Origin of the sequence: Halomonas kalidii, assembly GCF_030010475.1 — a bacterium.
GTDB lineage: Bacteria > Pseudomonadota > Gammaproteobacteria > Pseudomonadales > Halomonadaceae > Halomonas > Halomonas heilongjiangensis.
Genome location: NZ_JASCQN010000041.1, coordinates 208,342 through 230,507 on the forward strand (window position 1 = coordinate 208,342; position 22,166 = coordinate 230,507).

A 22,166-nucleotide genomic window follows, 5' to 3' on the forward strand; every position below is an offset into this window, starting at 1 on the left:
GCGTAGTACCCGAAGTGTAGCGGCCGTCACCGCTTCCTACGTCACCGGCTCGCCGACGTGGACGCCGAACAGGCTGGCCTCGCCCTGGCTGCGGCCCAGCGTTTCCGGGGCGGTGATGCGGCCGTCGCGCACCATCACGTGGCCGCCCTGCCCCTGCACGCCGCCGATCACGCTGCCCACCAGGTAGGTGGGGAAGATGTCGGGGTCGTTCTCGTAGTTGGGGTTGTGGATCAGGCCGATCATCTGGAAGCGCCCGCGGGTGTTGCGCAGCGACTCCAGCGAATCCTGGATCAGCCGCCGATGGGAAAGCTTGGAGAACAGGCCGTCGAGCAGGATCACGCTCTCTCGACTGGCTCTGGCACGACGCTTGTGATGACCCGGCAGTTCGCCCAGCTCCCGCTCGATGGCGAACTCCGAGAGCTTGACCAGCCACATCAGCGAGACCGCCTCACGCTGGCCTTCCGACATCTCCTCGTTGAGCGAGAAGAGCCGGCCGTGGGGACGGATGGCATCGTGCTTGAGGCGGATCGCCACGTCGTGGAACAGCCCGCGGTAGATGCGCCGGCGGATCTGGCGCAGCAGGTCGTCGTCACGCCGGCGCGCCTCACCGTCGACCATGCCGCCGTCGCGCTCGGCGCGGCGGCGCATGGCGGCCTGGTGCTCGTCGATGTCGGCCAGCAGCGTGACGATCAGCTCGCGCAGCGGGTCGGGGCCGATCAGCGAGGCCTTGACCTCGAAGAAGGCGCCACCCTCGCCGCTGCTCTTGGCCACGCGCTTGAGGATGTCGAGGTTGCCGGCGGCATCCGAAATGATCGAACCGAGCCGCTCCACCAGCGTGCCCTCGATCTGCTCGCGGGAGGCGTGCAGCCGCTCGACCCGCATGCGATGGTCGTCGAGCTGACCGGCGAGCTGGTCATACAGCAAGGAGAGATCGTCCAGCGCCTCGGCGCTGGCCTGGGTCGAGCTGGAATGACTCAGGCCACCCAGGCGGGCGCGCTCGGTGTCGCTGAACAGCCGACTGTGGGCCGCCTCGGCCAATGCCTCGGCCAGCTTGCGCTCACCGGCCTCCACCTGCCGGGCCTGGCGTTCGCGATTGCGCGCCCGCTCGCCCAGGTTGAGTTCGCCCAGGGCATCGACCAGGGTCTGCTGGCACATTTCCAGTGCCTCGATATCGAGTTCGCTCTGCTCGCCGGCCATGGCCCGCCAGGCATCGAGCGCGTCGTTGCGCGCCTCGTGCTCGGCATCGTCGCTGGGCCAGCGGCTGGCCTCATCGAGCTCGACCAGTGCCGCCAGGCGGCGCGGCCAGCCCTCGGGAAGCTCGCGCAGCATCCGCAGCCACTCCACCGCCAGCTGGTCGCTGCAGACCAGGGCATGGCGCTGCTCGGCCAGGCGCGCTTCCAGCGCATCGCGCTCCGCCGAGCGCGCCTTGCGCTTGTCGCGCAGTTCGCCGAGTTCGCGCTTGACCCGGGCGATCTCGCGCTCGAGCTTCTGGCTGCCGCCGCCGGCATCGCGCACCTCCAGGTAGGCGCGGATGCGGGTGAAATCGAAGTCGGCACGCTTCGTTGCGCGGGCCTGCGCCGCTTCCAGCTTGGCCTGCACCTCGGCCGCGCCGGCCATGAATTCGACGCCGCCGTCGGCCTCGAAGCTCGCCAGGGCGCGCAGGCGATCGCGCTCGCCGTCGGCGAAGATACCGCGCAGCCGGGCCTCGGTCTCGGCCACTTTGCGCGCCAGCGTCTCCTTCTCCGCCTCGGCGCTGGCGAGCCTGGCAGTAGCCTCGGCCAGGTGGCGCTCGAGGTCGGCGAGGCGCGCCTCCAGCGCCTGCAGCCGCTCGACGCCGCCGGCATCGCTGAACTGCTCGGCAGCCAGCCAGGTCGCGCCATGCGCCTCCAGCTCGCGGGCCGCCCGCTCGCGTGCCGGCACAAGTTCGGCAAGCGCCGTCTCGGCCTCGAGGCGCGCCTCGGCGGCCTCCTGCCGAGCGAACTCGCCGCCCTCCTGCAGGTAGCGCTGGTAGTCGTCGATGCAGGCGAGCGCGGTGTCGGTGAGCCGCGGAGCCAGGGCGGCCTCGCGCTCGGCCAGCGCCGCCTGCTGTTCGGCCAGCGCCTCCAGCGCCACCTCGACCTGCACCTCGTCGGCCTCGCTGGCACGCAGTGCCAGGGCGAACGACTCCCCATGGGGATCGAGCCGCGCACACTCCGCCGCCAGCGCCTTGCGCCGCTCGAGGTCGGCCGCCTGTCGCTTCTCGGTACTCTCGCGCAGCGCCTCCAGGAAGCGGGGATCCAGCGCAGCCTTCACCGCCAGGGTCTCGATGCCCTGCACGGCGCCCAGCGGTGGCTTGCCTCGGGCCAGCAGCCCGGCGAGGGCTTCGGCCTCGAACACCGGAACCGCCAGGCCCGCCTCGATCAGCGCGGCGACGGCGGACTCGGCCGCCGCGGGCCCCGCCACCACCGGGGCGAACAGCACGCCGGCGGCCTGCACCAGCCACTCCCGGCGCCGCTCCAGGGCAACGTCATCACCGTTGAGCACGGCATGCAACGGCTGCCAGGCGATGCCGGCGTCGTCCAGGTGACGATGCGCCGCGGCCTCCACCCCGCGTCGCTCCAGGGGGTCGCCGGAGAGGCTCGCCAGGTAGCGGTCGCGGGCGGCGATGTCGGCTTCCAGCGTCTCGGCCTCGCGCAGCAGCCGCGGATAGCGGCGCCGGGCATCGGCCAGCCATTTCTCGGGGGCGAGCTCGCTGCGCTCGGCGAAGTCGAGTCGCGCCCGGTGCAGCGTGCGCAGGCGGCCCTCTTCTTCCGTCAGCCGCTGGCGTTCGTTGCTCAGCTCGCGCTCACGCTCGCGCAGTCGTGCCCGCAGGTGCACCGGCTCGTCGTCGCCGTGCAGCTCGCCATAGCGGCGGGCGGCCTCGGCCAGCGGCGCCAGCCGCGCCAGGGTGCGCTCGGCCTCCTGGCGGCGTTGCTCGGCCTCGCGGCAACTGGTTTCCAGCTCGGCGAGCGCCGTCCTGCGCCGCGACCAGAAGCCGCTGACCTCCTCGCCCGGCCAGCCTTCCACGAAGGCGCGCCAGGGCGCCTGCCCGCGGGCCAGCAGTCCCTGCTCGCCGGTCAGGCGCTCGCGCTCGCCGTTGAGCCGCTCGCGCTCGGTGCGGGCGGCCTCGCAGGCGGTAGCGACCTCGTCGCGGCGATGCGTCAGCGCGTCGAGTGCCTCGGTCAGCTCGGCCTCGCGCTCGAGCTTCTCCTCGAGCCGCTCGGCCGGTGCGGTATCGGGGCACTCGCGGCGAAAGGCGTCATGCCAGGCGGCGACCTGCTTCAGCTCGCCGATGCGCCCCAGGTGCGCGTTGAGCGCAGCACGATCACTTGCCGCCTCGGCCCTGGCCGCCTCGGCGCTGGCCTCGGGGGTCTCCAGCTCGGCTTCGCTGAACAACCCCTCGGCGAGCGCCTGGGTATAGAAGCTCTGGTTGTCGACGAAGTCGCGCTGCTGGGAGTCGAGCCGGTCGCGCTGCTGTTCCAGGCCATCGCGGCGCTCATCCAGGTCGGCGAGTTCACGGGTCAGCTCCTCGAGATAGACGCCATCGCCGATCACCTCCTCGCGGAAGCGGTTGCCGTCGGCCGCCTCGAAGGCGTCGGCGCCCTCGTCCAGGGCGGCAAGGGCCCGGTAGCGAGTCGCGTCGTCGCTGAAGGCGCGGCTTTCGCCCAGCCACTCGCGGGCCGCCTTGAAGCTCAGGTGCCCCACATCGCGGCTCGAAGGCCACTCCGCCTCGGGCAGGTGGATCAGGCGCCGATGCACGTCGACCCGGGCGCCGCGCTCGGAAAGTGCCTGGCGCACGGCCCGTTCGGACATGCCGCTGAGACGCGCCAGCAACCAGGTGGAGACCCGCGGCCTCGCGGTATCGCCGGCGATCCAGGCGAAGCCCTCGATGGGGGCGGCAGCGCGCTCCTCGGCCGCCTGGTCATGCACCGCGCGGGGCAGCCCCGGCAGCCCCAGCAGCGCCTGGCCGCCCAACAGGGCCTCGCTGGCCGCCAGCCCCTGGTCGAGCTCCTCCAGGCGGGTGCGGGCGTCGCACAGCGATGCGCCCTGCTCGCGCAGCTCGGCCAGCCGCCCCACCTTGTCGCTGGCGCGGCGCTGGTCGCTCTCGGCCTCCTCCAGGCGGTGACGCAGCTCGGTGATGTTGGTGCCGGAGTTGAGGATCACCTCCTCGATCAGCTCCTCGCTCTCGTCGGTCTCGCCGCGGGTGGCGCCGGAAAGGATCTCGGGGGCCAGCACCTCGAAGAAGAACGCCTGGTCGGCCTTCTCGCCGGCACGGGGCTTGATGGCGTTGAAGATCTGGCTCTTGTCGGCGCCGCCCTCCTTCTGGAAGGCGGCGAGCTGGGCCAGCTCGCGGCGCGACACGTGGGCGCCCACCGCTTCGAGCCACTCCTCGCGGTTGTGGGTCAGGCGCACGCCACGCTCGGCCATGGCGGTCTTGACGTCGCGGTTGGCGTAGAGCGCCAGCTTGCCGTCGAGGGTGAGGTGGTGCACCGGCACCTCCTCGAGACGCCCGGCGTAGTGGTAGAAGGAGAGCCCGCTGCCGTCGCTGTAGCCGTAGAAGCCGAACACGAAGGTCTCGCCGGCGACCTCCTCGCCGGCGACGGCGAGCATGTCATCCTGGCGCTCGAGCCCGCTGCGCGAGCGGAACTCCACCCGCAGGTGGCTCCAGCTGCGCGCCGCGCCACCCACCGCCGAGGGCGAGCACTTGCGCCGGGTGCGCGAGAGCAGGGTGCGGTCCCGCGACAGCAGGCCGATCAGCGCCTCGGCGAGCGTGGTCTTGCCGAAGCCGTTCTCCATGCTGATGGCGCTCGACTGGCCACGCAGGTCGAGCAGCAGGTGGCGCATCTTGGCGTCCCAGGGCGAGGCCACGTCGCCGTGCTTGTTGAGCAGGTTGGCGACCTCGATGCGGTGGATCACGCTCATGCCTGGGTCTCCTCGTGCTCGTCGATGGGCGCGTCAAGCGCCTCGTCCGCATGCCGGCTCGACACGCGGCCCTGGGCCAGGGCCTGCAGGTGGCCGAGCTGGTGGATGCCGATCTGCTCGCTCTCCAGCGCCCCGAGCAGGGTCTGCTGCCACACCTCGCCGCCGCTCTCCTCGGCGTTCGCACCGACCTCGCCGTCACGCAGGCTTTCCAGCAGCCCGGCGCGCACCTGCAGCTCGATGAAGGCGCGCACCCGGCGGCTGATGTCCTCGCCGCGCTCCTCGAGCAGGACCCGGCTGGTCTCGGGCGCCTCCTCGCCCAGGGTGCGCAGCGACTCGAGCTGGTCACGCATCAGCTCGACCAGTTCCGCCCCGGCGAAGGTGGCCTCCTGGTAGCGGCTGACATCGGAGAGCGCGCGGTTGTAGCGGGTGTAGAGCAGCGTGTGCATCAGCAGCCACAGCTGCAGGTACCACTGGGCCAGCTCGGCGCGGCTCTCCTGGCGCAGCTTGAGCGCCTCGAACACCGGCTCGCGGGTGTAGAGCGGTGGCTGTTCCAGTTCCGGGTCCGGCAGCAGGGCGTAGTAGCGCGACCCCGGGGCGATGCCGGGATAGTCGCCGGATTCGAAGGCCTTGAGGCGCAGCCCCTGGCCGGCGAGGAAATCGCGCAGCGCCTCGCGCTCGGGGTCGCTGGCGTCGTCGATCAGCGCGCAGACGTCGCGCTCGGAGAGCTGCCCCTCACGGGCGGCGCGACGCTTGCGCCCCCCGCCGGGGGCACGCTCGGCGCTGCGGTAGCGCAGCAGGTAGGCGACCACCTCGCCCATCTCGGTCATGTTCATACGGGCTCGTCCTGATCGATTCGCGAAGTCGCGATATTTGGGTCGATTGCCTGAGGAAGCGGCGCGGCCTCGGGCGCCTGTAAAAAGAAGCCGATGGCCGGGGTCACGGCCCCTTCGATGCGGCGGCCGTCGTCGAGCTCGAGCTCGAACGGTGTGGCGTCGATGCCCACCGTCAGCCCCGGATCGAGCAGCTCGGTGTCGACGAAGGTGTTGAGCAATTGGGCCAGGCAGTCGCCCTCCTCGAAGCGGTGCCAGCCCTCTTCCAGGGCCTCGGGCAGTGACAGTGGCGCACGTTGGATACGCTGGCGAAGCGCTGGGCCGCGGGCCTCGAGGAAGCGCGCGAGCAGCGGGGCTTCCGGCTTGGCGTCGTGCTGCTCGTCGAACACCAGCGCGGCGTGGCCGGTCTCGGCGCGACGACTCTCCAGCAGGGGCACGAGCGGAGCGACCCGCGGGAAGCAGGCCTGGGCGTGCAGCGGCATCATCCGGGCCACCAGCGCGGCCTGCAGGCGTGGTGCCGGGGGCGAGGCCAGCAGGAGCCGGGCCAGGTCCTGGAAGTCGACTACCCCCATGGCCTGGATGCGCCCCTCGGCGATGTCGGCGAGCAGCTCCGAGAGCCGCCGCGACAGGTTCTCGATGGCGGTGAGCACGCGGCCGATGGCTCCCGAGAGCACGCGCAGGTCCCAGTCGTCGGGCTGCGCCTCCCGCCAGGCGTCGAAGCGCTCCATCAGCCGCGGGGTCGCCAGCTGGGCCCGGGCGTCGAGCAGCGTCTGCTGGATGCTGGAGAGCGCGTTGTGATAGTGGCGCTCGTTGTCGAGCAGCGCGCTGAGCTTGCCCTCGCGGGTGGGGTTCTCGCGCACCCGGCGCAGTTCCTGGGTCAGGGCGCGGATCGCCAGCAGGATCTGGTTGGTGATGTCGGGGATGCGGGCGAAGTCGCCGCGGGCCAGGGCCGCCAGCACCTTGGCGGCGTCGTACTCGGAGTAGAGCAGGTCCTCGACCTGGCTGGCCAGCGTCACCGCCTGGCGCCCGCTGGGGGTCAGGCGCACCTGGCCGGTCTGGCCCTGCTTCTCGATCAGTGCGGTGCGCTTGGTGCTGCGCCGGGCCCTGGCCGCCGACTCGTCGGCATCTTCCGCCTCGTCCGGTAGCGGGGAAGGCTGACGAAAGTGAAGCTCGCTGGGTGTGGAGAGCAGATTGATGACGAAGACCAGGTCGTCATGGGGCAGCTCGGGATAGGTCTCGCGCAGATGGTTCAGGCAGCGCGCCTGGGAGACGAAAGCACTGTTGGTGGCGAAGTCCAGGTCGAGCAGGTAGTCGAGCAGCAGGCAGCCGAGATCGAGCCAGTAGCCGTCGCGCAGGCCACGGCGCTGCTCCTGGTTGACCTGCACGAAGGGCGAGCCCGGCTCGTGGCCGCTGTCGTGCAGGTCGATCAGCCGCGTGGTGGCGACCAGCAGTTTGCTCCAGGCGGTCATGGATCTTCCCTGAGGACAAAAGGGGCATTATGCCAAGGCTGGCGCATCGGGTCATGGGGCCCACGAGGGTGTACCCTGTGACGGACGGGACGACAGGGAGCGTCAGCATGCACGGGATCGACCGGACATTACAGCAGGTCTTCGGCTACGATGATTTTCGCCCCGGCCAGCGGCCGGTGATCGAGGCGGTGGTGGCCGGCCGTTCGGCGGCGGCGATCTTCCCCACCGGCTCGGGCAAGTCGCTCTGCTACCAGCTGCCCGCCCTGCACCTGCCTCACCTGACGCTGGTGATCTCGCCGCTGCTGGCGCTGATGCAGGACCAGCTCGCCTTCCTCGAGCGTCACGGCATCCGCGCCGCCAGCATCGACTCCGGCCAGAGCCGCGAGGAGACGGCGGCGGTGATGGAGGGCGTCGCCCGCGGCGAGATCCGCATCCTGATGATCTCGGTGGAGCGGCTCAAGAACGAGCGTTTCCGCGCCTTCATCCGCCGGGTGCCGATCTCGCTGATGGTGGTCGACGAGGCCCACTGCATCTCCGAATGGGGCCACAACTTCCGCCCCGACTACCTGAAGCTGCCCGACCACCAGCGCGAGTTCGGCATTCCCCAGGTGTTGCTGCTCACCGCCACGGCCACCCCGCGGGTGATCGACGACATGCGTGCGCGCTTCGCCATCGGGGCCTCCGACGTCACTGCCACCGGCTTCTACCGCGGCAACCTCGACCTCCAGGTAGCACCGATCGAGGCTTCCCGCCGCGCCAGCGCGCTGGTCGACTGGCTGCGCCCCCGGCTGGCCGACCGCCCCGCCCCCACCATCGTCTACGTGACCCTGCAGCAGACCGCCGAGCGCCTGGCCGCCTACCTGGGCAAGGCGGGCCTCGCCGCCACCGCCTACCACGCCGGACTCGACGGCGAGCGCCGCGAGGGCATCCAGCGGGACTTCATGGCCGGCCAGGTGAACTGCATCGTCGCCACCATCGCCTTCGGCATGGGCATCGACAAGGCGGACATCCGCCAGGTGGTGCACTTCGACCTGCCCAAGTCGATCGAGAACTACAGCCAGGAGATCGGCCGCGCCGGACGCGACGGCCTGCCCTCGGAGTGCCTGATGCTGGCCGGCCGCGATACCCTGGGCGTGCTGGAGACCTTCGTCTACGGCGATACCCCCGAGCCCCACGGCATCCGCCGGGTGATCGACGAGCTCCAGGCGGCCGGTCCGCGCTGGGAGCTGCTGCTCAACGGCCTCTCGCAGCACGCCAATATCCGGCCGCTACCGCTCAAGACGCTGCTGGTGCAGCTCGAGCTGCGCGGCATCATCCAGCCGCGCCACGCCTATTTCGCCGACTATCGCTTCAAGCTGCGGTGCGAACCCGAGGCCCTGGTCGAGCGCTTCCAGGGCGAGCGGCGTGACTTCGTCCAGGCCATCCTGGATGCCGCGAGGCGCGCCCGTACCTGGCACGAGCTCGACTTCGCGACGCTGGAGGCACTCGGCCGGGAGCGCGGCCTGGATACCGGCCGGAGCCGCGTGATCACCGCCCTGGACTACTTCGTCGACAAGGGCTGGCTCGAGCTGCAGAGCCGCCAGCTCACCGAGGTCTACGAGGTGCTGCGCCCCGACCTCGACCCGGCAGCGCTCAGCGACGAGCTGCACGGCTACTTCCGCGAGAAGGAGCAGGCCGAGATCGCCCGGCTCCACGCCATGCTCGCGCTGTTCGAGAGCGACCGCTGCCTGAGCCGGCGACTCGCCGAGTGGTTCGGCGACGATCGCGCCCCCCAGCGCTGCGGCCACTGCTCCGCGTGTCGCGGGCACCCGGCCCGACTGCCCGCCGCCGCCCCTCTGCCACCGCTGGAGGGCCAGGACACGGAAGCCCTGCTGGGTGGCCTGCTCGAGCGCCTCGACGTGGCGGGCGATGGTCACCCCGCCACCCCCGACCTGCTGGCGCGCTTCCTGTGCGGCATCACCACGCCGCTGTTCACCCGCCTCAAGGCGCGGCAGTTGCCCGGCTTCGCCGCCCTGGAGGGCTACCCCTACGCCGAGGTGCGGGGTTGGCTGGAAGGTCAGTCGTCGGTCGGCGGAGTCAGGGTCTGAAGGCTCGGCGGCAGCCGCGATGTCCCCATCAGGTAGGTGTCGATATGGCGTGCCGCGTCGCGCCCCTCGCCGATCGCCCACACCACCAGCGACGCCCCACGGCGCGCATCGCCGCTGGCGAAGACCCCATCCAGATCGGTCATCATGGTCTCGTCGGTGGCAAACCCGCCGCTGTCGGCAAGCGTCAGCCCCTGGTCGACGAATGCCCGGGCCTGGGCCCCCTGGAAGCCGATGGCAATCAGCACCAGGTCGGCGGGGATGCGGATATCCTCCTCGAGCACCGTCTTGTCCTTGCGCCGTCCCTGGCTATCGAGGGTCCACTTGACGCGCTCGGTGACCAGCGCATTCACGACGCCGTCCTCGTCGTCATCGACGAAGGCGGTGACGTTGAGCGCGAACAGGGCCCGCCCGCCCTCTTCCAAGGCGTAGGTCTGTTCATAGATACGCGGCTGCCACGGCCAGGGGTTGTCGGCCGGACGGGTCGACGGCGGCGGCTCGCGGACGCTGATCTGCGCCACGTCCAGTGCGCCCTGGCGATGCGCGGTGGCCACGCAGTCGGCACCGGTGTCGCCCCCGCCCAGTACCACCACTCGCTTGCCCCGGGCATCGATCGCCAGGCTGTCGCGGCCCGCCTGACGACGATTCTCGGCGGTCAGATAGGGCATGCCGAAATGGATTCCCCTCAGCTCGCGCCCCGGCACCGTCACCTCGCGATGCTGCTGGGCACCGATAGCCAGACACACCGCATCGAAGCGCTCGCGCAACTGGGCCAATGACATCGCAGGGCCTATTTCGACCCCGGTGCGGAACTCGATGCCCTCCTCGCGCAGCTGGTCGAGGCGCCGCGCGACCTGGTGCTTGGCGAACTTGAAGTCGGGGATGCCCAGGGTCATCAGCCCGCCGAGCGCCTCGTCGCGTTCGAACACCGTGACCCCATGCCCGGCACGGTTGAGCTGCTGGGCGCACGCCAGCCCCGCCGGGCCGCTGCCGACCACCGCCACCCGCTTGCCGCTGCGCCGCGCCGGCGGCTCGGGACGGATCCAGCCCCTCTCCCAGCCCCTGTCGACGATCGCCCGCTCGAGGCTCTTGATGGCCACGGCATCGGCGTTGTAGGCCAGCGTGCAGGCCGGCTCGCAGGGTGCCGGGCAGGTATAACCGGTGAACTCGGGGAAATTGTTGGTGGCATGCAGTCGCGCCAGGGCCTCGCGCCAGCGGCCACGGTAGACCAGGTCGTTCCACTCGGGGATCAGGTTGCCGATCGGGCAGCCGCCCATGCAGGTCGGCACGCCGCAATCCATGCAGCGCTCCCCCTGCTGGCGCAGATGATCTTCCCGCCAGCTCGGCGCATAGATCTCGCGATGGTCGCCGATGCGCTCGCGCGGGTCGCGCTTGCCGATCGGCTCGCGCGGGTGCCTGAGAAACCCGTCGGGATGGTTCTCGTCCATCAGGCCACCTCCCGGGCCGCGGCCGGCGGTGCGACGCGAATATCCCGCCCCTCGGCCAGCTCACGCCCCACCACCTCGGCATAGGCCTCGGGCACGACCTTGACCAGCCGCGCCAGGGTGGCGGGCCAATCATCGAGCAGTGTCCGGGCGCGATGGCTGCCGGTGTAGGCATGGTGATTTTCCAGCAGGCGTTGCACCAGGGCAATGTCACGCGCGTCTTCCACGGTTTCCAGCCCCACCCGCTCGGCATTGACCCGCTCGGCCAGGTCGCCCTGCTCGTCGAGCAGGTAGGCCTCGCCACCACTCATGCCGGCGGCGAAGTTCTTGCCGCACGGCCCCAGAATCAGTGCCACTCCCCCGGTCATGTACTCGCAGCCGTGATCGCCGACGCCCTCGACCACGGCCAGGGCGCCGGAATTGCGCACGCAGAAGCGCTCGCCGGCCAGACCGTTGATGTAGGCCTCGCCGCTGGTGGCACCGAACAGCGCGACATTGCCGATGATGACGTTGTCGGCCGCGGCGTAACCGGCCTCCGGCGGGGTGCGCACGCTGATTCGGCCGCCCGACAGGCCCTTGCCGAGATAGTCGTTGGCGCCGCCGGTCAGGTGCAGGCTGATGCCCCGGGCGACGAAGGCACCGAAGCTCTGGCCGGCCGTTCCCTGCAGGTAGATGCGCAGGGTATCGTCGGCCGGCATGCTCGGCGCATGGCGCTTGACCAGTATCGACGACAGCAAGGTGCCGACGCTGCGATCGCGATTGCATACCCGGGTATCGATACGCACCGGCTCGCCATGCTCGAGCGCCCGCCGGGCCTGGGCGATCAGGCGTTGATCGAGCTTGTCGTCGAGCTGGTGGTTCTGCTCGCGTGTCTTGTAGGGGGCGTCGGTCGATTCCACTCGGGCCAGCAACTCGCCGGGATCCAGCGTGATGCCCCGGGGGTGCGTCACCTTCCGCGGGCGGAGCCGGTCGACGCGCCCCACCATCTCGCGGACCGACGCGAAGCCCAGCGCGGCCATGATCTCGCGCAACTCCTCGGCGACGAAGCGCAGATAGTTGATGATGTGCTCGGCCTCGCCATCGAAGCGTTCGCGCAGTCGCGGATCCTGGGTCGCCACGCCGACCGAACAGGTATTGCAGTGGCACTTGCGCAGCAGCAGGCAACCGACCACGACCATCGGCGCGGTACCGAAGCCGAACTCCTCGGCCCCCAGCAGCGCGGCCATCGCCACATCGCGCCCGGTCTTCATGCCACCGTCGACCCGCACGGTGATGCGCGAGCGCAGGTTGTTGGCCATCAGCACCCGGTGGGTCTCGGCCAGCCCCAGCTCCCACGGCGTCCCGGTATGCTTGATCGACGTCTTCTTGGCCGCCCCGGTGCCGCCGGCGTCACCGGAGATCAGCACCGCATCGGCGCGCGCCTTGGCGACGCCGGCGGCGATGGTGCCGACATTGGCCTTGGAGACCAGCTTGACGTGGATCTCGGCCTGGGGATTGGCGCACTTGAGATCGTGGATCAACTGGGCCAGATCCTCGATCGAATAGATATCGTGGTGCGGCGGCGGCGAGATCAGCCCGACCCCGGGCACCGTGAAGCGCACCTCGGCGATCGCCGCATCGACCTTGCCGCCGGGCAACTCGCCGCCCTCGCCCGGCTTGGCGCCCTGGGCCATCTTGATCTCGATCTGGCGGGCACTCGCCAGGTAGTGCGCGGTGACCCCGAAGCGCCCCGAGGCACACTGCTTCATCGAGTTCTCGGCCTCGGTACCGAAGCGCTCGACCTGTTCCCCGCCTTCGCCGCTGCCGGCCTTGCCGCCGATGCGATTCATGGCGATCGCCATGACCTCGTGGGCCTCCCGGGACAGGGCGCCGAACGACATCGAGCCGGTACCGAAGCGCTTGAGAATCGCCTCGACCGGCTCGACCCGCTCGAGCGGAATCGAGCGCTGCGGCTCGCCAGCGAAGTCGAGCAGCCCACGCAGCGTCTGTAGACGCCGGCTCTGCTCATTGATGAGTTCGGCGAAACGCCGGTAACTCCCGGCGTCGTTGTGTCGCGCCGCCTGTTGCAGATGGCCGATGGACTGCGGATTCCACTGGTGCCATTCGCCATCGCGCCGCCAGTAGAAGTCGCCGCCCTGCAACAGTTGCAGGTTGCCGGCGATTCGGTCGCTGTAGGCGACGGCATGGGCCTGCTCGGTCTCGTCCTCGATGGTGCCCAACCCGACCCCGGGGATGTGCGCCGGGGTGCCGGCAAAACACTCATCGACCAGCGCCTGATCCAGGCCGATGCACTCGAAGATCTGCGCGCCCTTGTAACTCTCCAGGATGGAAATGCCCATCTTGGCCATGACCTTGAGCAGGCCGTCCTCGATGGCGAGACGATAGGTATGGCGCGCCGCGGCGCTGCTCTCGACACCGGTGAGTGCGCCCTCGGCGTGCAGATGCTCGAGGCTGCGGTAGGCCAGCCACGGGTAAACGGCATCGGCGCCATAACTCACCAGAGTGCAGAAGTGGTGCACCGCATAGGGCTCGCCACTGCGCAACACCAGCGACACTCGGCTACGCTTGCCGGCCCGGATCAGGCCATGGTGGATGGCACCGACCACCAGCAACGCGGGTACGGCCACACGCTGCGGCCCGACCCGATGGTCGTCGAGGACCAGGAGGGTGGCACCGGCATCGACGGCGGCTTCGGCGTCGCGACGCAGGCGTTCGATGACCGAGGCCATCCCCCTCCCCGGGGGATAGGTGGTATCGATCGTCCGTGCGTGCAGCCCGTCGCCATCGAGCCCGGCCACGGTCGCAAATTCCCGGTCATTAAGGATCGGACTCTCGATCAGCAACTGGCGACAGTGCTCGGGTGTCTCGCCCAACAGATTGCGCTGATAGCCGAGGTAGCCGCTCAGCGAGGTGACCAACGCCTCGCGCAGGTAGTCCAGGGGCGGGTTGGTGACCTGAGCGAAGAGCTGATGGAAGTAGGCGAACAGCGGCTTGCGCTGCGCCGACAGGGCCGCCAGCGGGGTGTCGTTGCCCATTGCCCCCAGCGGGTCCTTGCCGGACTCGGCCATCGGCACCAGCAGCACGCGCAGGCCCTCGAGCGTGTAGCCGAAGGCGCATTGATGGGCGGCGAGCGTGGCCGGATCGAGTGCAGCGATGGCAGGCTCGGCCGTCTCAGCGACCAGATCGGCGAGCTTGAGCCGGTGCTGGGCGAGCCAGTCGGCATAGGGAGCGGCGGCGGTCAGGCGCTGGAAGACCTCCGCCTCGGGCACGATGCGCCCCTCGCGGGTATCGGCGAAAAAGAGCTGGCCCGGGCGCAGCCGTCCCTGCATCACGATCTCGCCGAAGTCGGTGTCCAGGGTGCCGCTCTCGCTGGACATGATCAGCTTGTCGTCGCGGGTCAGGCAGTAGCGACAGGGACGCAGGCCGTTGCGATCGATGACCGCCCCCACCGCGGCGCCATCCGTGGCCACGACCAGCGCTGGCCCATCCCACGGCTCCATGAGGGAAGCGTGGTAGTCATAGAAGGCGCGGCGTTCCGGGGCCATCGCCGGGTCCTGCTCCCAGGCCTCGGGAATCAGCATGCGCAACGCATGGGGCAGCGAGCGTCCACCGGCCAGCAGCAGTTCCAGGACGTGGTCGAAGTCGGCGGAATCGCTCTGGTCGTCTTCGGCCAGGACCGGACGAATCCGTTCGATATCGGCACCGAAACGCTCGCTTGCCAGCAGGGGTTCCCGGGCCCGCATCCAATTGACGTTGCCGAGTAGCGTATTGAACTCGCCATTGTGGATCAGGGAGCGATAGGGATGCGCCAACTCCCAGGCGCCCAGGGTGTTGGTAGAGAAACGCGAGTGCACCAGCACCAGCGCACTCCCCACCCGCGAATCGCTCAGGTCCGGGTAGTAGCTGGCCAGTTGAGCGCAGGTCAGCAGACCCTTGTAGACGAGGCGCCGTCGATCCAGGCTACAGATGTAGAACAGGTTGGCACCCTCGCCGCCGAGTTCCTGCTCGCGCACTCGATTCTGGATTTCGCAGCGCAGCACGTAGAGGCCGACATCGAACGCCTCAGGCGACATGGCCCGCCTGGGGGCCACGAAGCACTGTTCGACCACGGGCTCGGAATCCAGCGCGGTTCGCCCCAGGCCGCGGTTATCGGTGGGCACGCGACGCCAGGCGAGCAGCCGATAGCCCAGCGTATCGATGACCGATGTCATCAGCCGCTTGATGGTGGAGCGTTGCGCCTTGTCCCGGGGCAGGAAGAGTTGGCCGACGCCATAGCGGCCGGCACGGGGGAGGCCGGGGATGGCGGCAGCGAAAAAGCGGTGCGGCACCTGCAACAGCATGCCGGCACCGTCACCGGTGCTTTCCTCGGCGCCGCGCGCCCCGCGGTGATCGAGGTTGCACAGCATGCGCAGACCGTCCTCGATCAGCCCATGCGTCGCCTCGCCACGCATGTTGACCACCGCGCCAACGCCGCAGCTGGCGTAGCCGGCATGAGGGTCAAGGCGTGCCTTGCTGGATTTGCCTGCCGGGTATCGCATGGTGTCGTTACCCCTGCCGGGTGGCTTTGCACCTTTCACATACTAGGCACAAACTCAGACGATAGCAGAAGACCCGAGACCGACTCGCGCGTGCCGGGGGCGAACGCGGCAGGCTCAATGGCGATGGCGGACGCGCCAATGCTGCAGGCCGATCATCAGCAGATGCACCGGCAGATAGATCGCGAGCGGCCAGAGCAGCGTCAGACCCGCCAGATAGAGCAGCGGGTCGAGCATCTCCTGGGGCTGGCCGAAGGGGCCATGCACCCAGTTGATATTGCGCTCGGGGTCGGTGAAGACATAGGTCAGCGGCACCACGACCCAGGTCAGCGCCGTCTGCCACAGCAGCGCCCGGCGATCGTAGCCGAGCCGCCAGATCGCGAAGCCGGTCACCGGCGGCAGGATCAGGTGGTAGAGCGACATCATGCGGGTCAACGGCGGCTGCCCGGGGTCGAACATGTACTCGGTGCCGCCGATGGGATGCACGCCGGTCAGCCAGGCGGTGCCCACGTCCACCGCCCAGAGGCTGCCCACCAGGGCCACCGCCAGCCACTGCATGGAGAGCAGCAGGCGGTTCTCCCGCCACAGTCCCACCAGAATCAGGAAATTGGCCAGGTTGCAGAGCCAGAAATAGTTCTGGGTGCCGAGCAGCATGGCGAAGGTCGGCGCCCAGCCGAGGATCCAGGCCGTGAACGCCAGCTTCAGCCAGAGGGGCAGGCGATCCTGGGGGAGACGCCGGTGCGCACCGTGTGCCATCGAAGCCCTCCTTGCCGAGTGCCTTTACTCTAGCAGTTCTGTCCCTTACGACTCTTCGCCGCCGAGCCCATGACGCTTGAGCTTGTTGGCGATGGTGGTATGGGAGACCCCGAGCCGCTTGCCGAGCTGACGGCTGGAGGGATGCTGCGGGTAGAGCGCCGCCAGTACCCGGCGCTCCACCTCGCCGAGGATATCGGCCAGCGAGCCCTGCAGGTCGATGCCGACCAGCCCCGGCACATTGCCCACGTCCGGCAGGCGCAGGTGGGAGGCCTCGATGGTCTCGCCCTCGCACAGCGAGACCGCCTGGAAGAGCACGTTCTCGAGCTGACGCACGTTGCCCGGCCAGTGGTAGGCGACGAGACGGGCCAGGGCCGCCGGCGCGAGCGACGGCAGCCGGCAGCCGATCTGCCGGGCGGCGCGGTCGATGAAGTGGGCGGCGAGCACCTCGATGCCGTCACGGCACTCGCGCAAGGGCGGCACCGTCAGCGAGAGGACATTGAGCCGGTGGTAGAGGTCCTGGCGAAAGTGGCCCTCGGCGCAGAGCCGCGGCAGGTCCTGCTGGGTGGCGCAGATCACCCGTACATCCAGCCAGGTCTCCTCGTCACTGCCCACCCGGCGAAAGCCGCCGTCCTGGAGGAAGCGCAGCAGCTTGACCTGCAGCCGCGGGCTCATCTCGCCCACTTCGTCGAGGAAGATGGTGCCACCGGCGGTCAACTCCAGCAGACCCAGCTTGCCCTCGGGCCGGGCCCCCTCGAAGGCGCCGGGGGCATAGCCGAACAGCTCGGTCTCGGCCATGGACTCGGGCAGGCCGGCGCAGTTGAGCGCCATGAACGGCGCCTGACCGCGGTCGCTGGCCAGGTGGCAGGCCCGCGCCAGCAGTTCCTTGCCGGTACCGGTCTCGCCCTGGATCAGCAGCGGCGCGTCCAGCGGCGCCATGCGACGGGCCTCGCGGATCAACGCGGCAAGCCTGGGGCTGGCCTGGAAGATCGCCTCGAAGCCTCGCAGCTCCTGGCGCTGCACATGGTAGATGCGCTCGCCGATGCGGTCGGCCCGATGCAGGGTCACCACGGCACCGGCCAAGGAGGCCACGTCGTCCTGATGCTCGCGATGCAACGGGGCGATATCGGCGAGGAAGATGGTATCGCGCAGCTTGATGCGCAGGCCGTTGACCCGGGCGTTGTTGCGCCGAATCAGACCCGGCAGGTCGACCTCGGGCAGGTAGCGGTCGAGCGAGAGCCCGGGGACCTCGTCGATGCGCACGCCGAGCAGCTGGCCGGCGGCGCGGTTGGCCGCCACCACGTGCCCCTCCATGTCGATGGACATCACCGGCTCGGAGAGCGACGAGAGCAGCGCATCGAGCTCCAGGTGGCGGCGTTCGCTGGGCATCAGGTTGACCCGGCGAACGCCGAAGACGCCGGGGACCGCCTCGAGCTCGGGCTTCAGGGTGGCCAACTGGGCGTTGAGCAGGTTGGGGACGTGCAGGTAGATGGCGTTGCCGTGCTCGCCTCCCACCTCGCCGCGGGCCACGTTGAGCCCGTAGTCGGCGAAGGGGGCGACGATGTCGCGCAGGATGCCGATCCGGTTCTGGCAATGAAACCTCAGGCGCATCGGGGGAGTGCCTCTCGTCGTCATGAAAGTCGTCACGCCGGCGTGACTCTACTGTAAAGATAACGTGACACTCGTGCCGGCTCAATCGCCGTGATACCGCGGTTCCCATGCCCGTCTCCCTAATCGGCCCCCACCGTCAAGATTTCCTTACGACTGGACGTCACCTCCCGCCATGCCGGCCTGCCCAACGCCGCCCGTCCCCCCTGCGCCGCGGCTAGACTCGAGACAGCTTCCGAACGGCCACGACAACCACAAGCGACGCCACGGAGAGATCATGACGGCTTCGACTTCAAAGCTGAGTGAATTCGCCAGCAAGACTGGCTACCGCGCTCGCCTGCCCGACGAACAGGGTCATATCGGCTACAGCGACACCGAGAACGCCACCTGGCGGGCCCTGATGCAGCGTCAACTGGCGATCATCGAGGGCCGCGTGTGCCAGCAGTACCTGGATGGCCTGGAACGCCTGGCCCTGCCCGAGGAGCGCATCCCCCAGTTGGCCGAAGTGGATCGGGTCCTGCTGGCCGCCACCGGCTGGCAAACGGCCCAGGTCCCGGCACTGATTCCCTTCGACACCTTCTTCGACCTGCTCGCCAACCGCCGCTTTCCGGTGGCCACCTTCATCCGCACTCCGGAGGAGATGGACTACCTCAAGGAGCCGGACATCTTCCATGAGATCTTCGGCCACTGCCCGATGCTCACCGACCCGTCCTTCGCCGAGTTCACCGCCACCTACGGGCGACTCGGCCTGGCGGCGTCGCCCAAGGAGCGGGTCTACCTGGCTCGCCTCTACTGGCTGACCGTGGAGTTCGGGCTGGTGGATACCCCGGCCGGACGACGCATCTACGGTGGCGGCATCATCTCCTCGCCCAGGGAGACCCTGCACGCGCTCTCCGACACGCCCGAGCATTTGCCCTTCGACCCGGTGGAGGCGATGCGTACTCCCTACCGCATCGACATCCTGCAGCCGCTCTACTACGTGCTTGACGATCTCACCACCCTGCACGACCTTGCGAGGCAGGACATCATGGGCCTGGCGCACCGGGCCATGGCGCTGGGGCTGCACGAGCCGCGCTTCGCGCCAGCGCCACGCGACGGCAAGGCAAGCGCCTGAGGCCCCGAACCACTTCCCCGCCGACGACCTTTCGACAAGCCTTTCGACAAGACTAAGGAGACACCATGAGCCAGCTTTCCGACCAGCAGTGCGAGGCCTGCAGCTGGGACGCCCCCCGGGTGACCGAGGCCGAGATCGAGCAGTACAAGGCGCAGATTCCCGAGTGGCAGATCGTCGAGCGCGATGGCATCATGCAGTTGGAACGGGTCTTCAAGTTCCGCAACTTCAAGCAGGCCCTCGACTTCACCAATCGCGTCGGCGAGATCGCCGAGGGCGCCGGACACCACCCGGCCCTGCTGACCGAGTGGGGCAAGGTCACCGTGACCTGGTGGTCGCACGAGATGAAGGGCCTGCACAAGAATGACTTCATTCTTGCCGCCAGAACCGACGAGGTAGCGAATTAAATGTTCGAACACATTGAGCGGGTACCCGGGGATGCCATCCTCGGGCTGATCGAGGCCTTCAAGAAGGACACCAACCCCCAGAAGGTCGATCTCGGCGTCGGCGTCTATCGTGACGCCCAGGGCAACACCCCGGTGATGCGCGCCGTCAAGGAAGCCGAGGCCCTGCTGCTCAAGAACGAAACCACCAAGACCTATATCGGCTCCCACGGCGACCCGGGCTACGGCGAGGTGGTCCTGCCCATGGTGCTGGGCGAAGGCTCGCCGGTGCTGGAAGCCGGCCGTGCCAGCGCCACCCAGTCGCCCGGCGGCACCGGCGCCCTGCGCCTGGCGGCAGACTTCATCGCCCATCACCTGCCCGGCAAGGACATCTGGGTCAGCGACCCGACCTGGCCGAACCACCTGGGCATCTTCCCCGCCGCCGGCCTGACGCTGCACAAGTACCCCTACGTGGACGCCGAGAACCGCCTCGACTTCGCCGGCATGCTGGCGGCACTCGAGGAGATCCCCCACGGCGACGTGGTGCTGCTGCACGCCTGCTGCCACAACCCCACCGGCTTCGACCTCTCGCGGGAGCAGTGGCAGCAGGTGCTGGAAGTGGTCCGGGAGCGCGGCCTGCTACCGCTGGTCGACTTCGCCTACCAGGGCTTCGGCGAGGGCCTCGACGAGGACGCCTACGGCGTTCGCCTGTTGGCCGAGCACCTGGACGAGGTGATCATCACCAGTTCCTGCTCCAAGAACTTCGGCATCTACTGCGAACGCACCGGCTGTCTGATCATGGTGGCGAAGCACGCCGAGCAGATGGAGAACGTACGCTCCCAGGTGGCCATCGTCGCCCGCGAGAACTACTCCAACCCGCCGGCACACGGCGGCGCCATCGTCCGCGAGATCCTCCACTCGGCCGAGCTCGCCGCCATCTGGCGCGAGGAGCTCACCGAGATGCGTGACCGCATCAACACCCTGCGGCGCGACTTCGTCGAGGCGCTGGCGCCCTACGGGCTCGACCAGAAGTACGCCTGCGTGGCCGAGCAGCGTGGCATGTTCTCCTACACTGGGCTCCAGCCTGAGCAGGTCGACCGTCTGCGCGACGAGTTCGGCATCTACATGGTGCGCTCCGGTCGCGCCAACGTGGCGGGCTTCTCCCACGACAACCTGCCCTATCTGGCCAAGGCGATCGCCGCGGTCAACTGATCGCCACGCCCCGTCCAGCCGAAACGCCCGGGCCTCCGCCCGGGCGTTTTCGTATATGCCAACCTCGCGATTCTTCAGCCCTTCCCGGGTAGAATGCCACCCTCGCCGCAGGGGCACGGGGGATTGCGCGGCGCTCCCGGCAACACTGGACTTGACCGATCAGTCAGAACCTGGTCAGACTACGGATTGCCTTTGTATACAACCCCTATAACGAAGAGGCTTATCATGGCGGCTACCCCTGTGCACTATCCCTGGTACAAGAAGGAGGACACCGATGCCTTCTTCGCCCTGTTCCAGAACAACATCGCCAACTTCGTGATCATCGCCATCACCATGCTCGGCATGGGCTTCCCCTCGTCGATCGTCTTCGGCCAGGTGCTCCCGGGCGCCGCGGTGGCGGTGATGGCGGGTAACTTCTACTACGCCTGGAGCGCCGCGCGCCTGGCGCGCAAGGAGAACCGCGCCGACGTCACCGCGCTCTCCTACGGCATCTCGACCCCGGTGATGTTCGTCTTCCTGTTCGGCGTGCTGCTGCCGGCCAAGCAGCTCACCGGCGACGCCGAGCTCGCCTGGAAGGTGGCGGTGGCCGCCTGCTTCATCAGCGGCGCCATCGAGGCGGCGATCAGCCTGATCGGACGCTGGGTGCAGTACCACCTGCCGAGAGCCGCCATGCTGGGGGCCGTCGCCGGGGTGGCGTTGACCTTCATCGCCGGCGAGATGCTGTTCAAGACCCTGGAGATGCCGGTGATCGGCCTGCTGGTGCTGGCGATCATCATCGTCGGCCTGGTGGCACGGGTGGCCATGCCCTTCCGCCTGCCCACCTCGCTGTTTGCCATCATCGTCGGCACCGCCCTGGCCTACCTGATCGGCGATGCCGGCGGCGAGCGGTTCAGCGACGCCTTCACCCACCTCGGCTTCTACCCGCTGCTGCCCAACCTGGCCTGGCTCGAGGGGCTGGGGCTGCTGTTCACCGGCATGCTGGCGGTGCTCACCGTGGTGCTGCCGATCACGCTGTACAACGCCATCGAGACCATGAATAACGTCGAGGCCATGGAGGCCGCCGGCGACAAATACGACGTGCGCGAGTGCCAGGCGGTGGATGGCGTCGGGACCATGATCGGCGCCCTGTTCGGCGGCGTCTTCCCCACCACGGTCTACATCGCCACCGTGGGCGCCAAGTGGATGGGCGCCGGCCGCGGCTACAGCCTCCTCAACGGTGCCGTCTACGGCCTGGCCACCATGTTCGGCCTGATCGCGGCCCTGGCGGCGATCATACCCGTCGCGGTGGTGGCCCCGATCCTGGTGTTCGTCGGCATGTCGATGATCGCCACCGCCTTCCAGAGCAACGACACCCGCTACTACCCGGCGGTGGCCCTGGCGATGCTGCCCTACTTCGCCAACTACGTGATGACGCGCTTCAATCGCGACGCGGGAGAGATCGTCGCCGACATCTCCGGCGGCATCGTCGCCATGGGCCAGGGCGCCATGTTCATGGCCATCTTCATCGGTGCCATGACGGTCTCGGTGATCGACCACCAGTTCCGCCGCGCCGCGGCCTTCGCCGGCGTCGCCGCGGGCTTCTCCTACGTCGGCCTGATGCACGCCCCGAAGCTCGCGCTCAATGCCGCCCAGGACTTCACCCTCGGCTACCTGGTGATGGGCGCCCTCTTCCTCTACTTCGCCTGGCAGCAGGAGCGCCTGGCCGCCCCGCGGCCGGCGACCACCACGCCGCCGCCGGCCGACTGATCGTCTCACGCACGAGGCCCTGCCGGTCACCCGGCAGGGCCTCGTGTTC

12 protein-coding genes are annotated in these 22,166 nt (G+C 69.1%); 5 read left to right on the forward strand and 7 right to left on the reverse strand.

The annotated features are described in order from the left end of the window. Positions 1-36: 36 nt before the first annotated feature. Genes QLQ85_RS13485 through QLQ85_RS13495 form a run of 3 tightly spaced genes read right to left on the reverse strand, consistent with a single transcriptional unit; the run spans position 37 to position 7,240 of the window. A complete protein-coding gene (locus tag QLQ85_RS13485; protein WP_282739462.1) occupies positions 37-4,941 on the reverse strand; it encodes a hypothetical protein in 4,905 nt (1,634 codons plus the stop codon). After that, on the reverse strand, positions 4,938-5,774 hold the full coding sequence (locus tag QLQ85_RS13490; protein ID WP_282739463.1) for a hypothetical protein: 837 nt from the start codon (positions 5,772-5,774) through the stop codon (positions 4,938-4,940). The genes QLQ85_RS13485 and QLQ85_RS13490 overlap by 4 nt, the downstream gene beginning before the upstream one ends. Beyond that, positions 5,771-7,240, reverse strand: a complete 1,470-nt coding sequence (locus tag QLQ85_RS13495; RefSeq protein WP_282739464.1) for a hypothetical protein — start codon at positions 7,238-7,240, stop codon at positions 5,771-5,773. Before QLQ85_RS13495 ends, QLQ85_RS13490 begins: the two co-directional genes overlap by 4 nt. Before the next feature lie 107 nt (positions 7,241-7,347). Here QLQ85_RS13495 and QLQ85_RS13500 point away from each other — a divergent pair, with 107 nt between their 5' ends. After that, on the forward strand, positions 7,348-9,327 hold the full coding sequence (locus tag QLQ85_RS13500) for a RecQ family ATP-dependent DNA helicase (RefSeq protein WP_282739465.1): 1,980 nt from the start codon (positions 7,348-7,350) through the stop codon (positions 9,325-9,327). Here QLQ85_RS13500 and QLQ85_RS13505 read toward each other — a convergent pair. The 4 genes from QLQ85_RS13505 to QLQ85_RS13520 all read right to left on the reverse strand — a co-directional run bounded on the left by QLQ85_RS13505 (position 9,297) and on the right by QLQ85_RS13520 (position 17,668). Continuing rightward, positions 9,297-10,772: a glutamate synthase subunit beta gene (locus QLQ85_RS13505; protein WP_282739466.1), complete on the reverse strand. Its 1,476-nt coding sequence runs from the start codon at positions 10,770-10,772 to the stop codon at positions 9,297-9,299. The genes QLQ85_RS13500 and QLQ85_RS13505 overlap by 31 nt on opposite strands. After that, the gene (gene gltB / locus QLQ85_RS13510; protein ID WP_282739467.1) at positions 10,772-15,307 is read right to left on the reverse strand and encodes a glutamate synthase large subunit; all 4,536 of its coding nucleotides are present in this window, start codon (positions 15,305-15,307) and stop codon (positions 10,772-10,774) included. The genes QLQ85_RS13505 and gltB overlap by 1 nt, the downstream gene beginning before the upstream one ends. Before the next feature lie 114 nt (positions 15,308-15,421). Then, entirely contained in the window at positions 15,422-16,060 is a 639-nt protein-coding gene (locus QLQ85_RS13515) for a hypothetical protein (RefSeq protein ID WP_282739468.1), read from the reverse strand. Positions 16,061-16,105: 45 nt separating this feature from the next. Then, entirely contained in the window at positions 16,106-17,668 is a 1,563-nt protein-coding gene (locus QLQ85_RS13520) for a sigma-54-dependent transcriptional regulator (RefSeq protein ID WP_282739509.1), read from the reverse strand. A 274-nt stretch (positions 17,669-17,942) separates the two neighbouring features. Here QLQ85_RS13520 and phhA point away from each other — a divergent pair, with 274 nt between their 5' ends. The 4 genes from phhA (at position 17,943) to QLQ85_RS13540 (ending at position 22,117) form a co-directional block, all read left to right on the forward strand. Beyond that, the gene (phhA, locus tag QLQ85_RS13525) at positions 17,943-18,779 is read left to right on the forward strand and encodes a phenylalanine 4-monooxygenase (protein ID WP_282739469.1); all 837 of its coding nucleotides are present in this window, start codon (positions 17,943-17,945) and stop codon (positions 18,777-18,779) included. Positions 18,780-18,844: 65 nt separating this feature from the next. Then, complete coding sequence (locus QLQ85_RS13530; protein ID WP_282739470.1) at positions 18,845-19,183, forward strand: 4a-hydroxytetrahydrobiopterin dehydratase; 339 nt, start codon at positions 18,845-18,847, stop codon at positions 19,181-19,183. Beyond that, complete coding sequence (locus QLQ85_RS13535) at positions 19,184-20,371, forward strand: amino acid aminotransferase (RefSeq protein ID WP_282739471.1); 1,188 nt, start codon at positions 19,184-19,186, stop codon at positions 20,369-20,371. A 225-nt stretch (positions 20,372-20,596) separates the two neighbouring features. Further along, positions 20,597-22,117 carry an NCS2 family permease gene (locus tag QLQ85_RS13540; RefSeq protein WP_282739472.1) on the forward strand — a complete coding sequence of 507 codons (1,521 nt, stop codon included), beginning with the start codon at positions 20,597-20,599 and terminating at the stop codon, positions 22,115-22,117. The last annotated feature ends 49 nt before the right edge of the window (positions 22,118-22,166 follow it).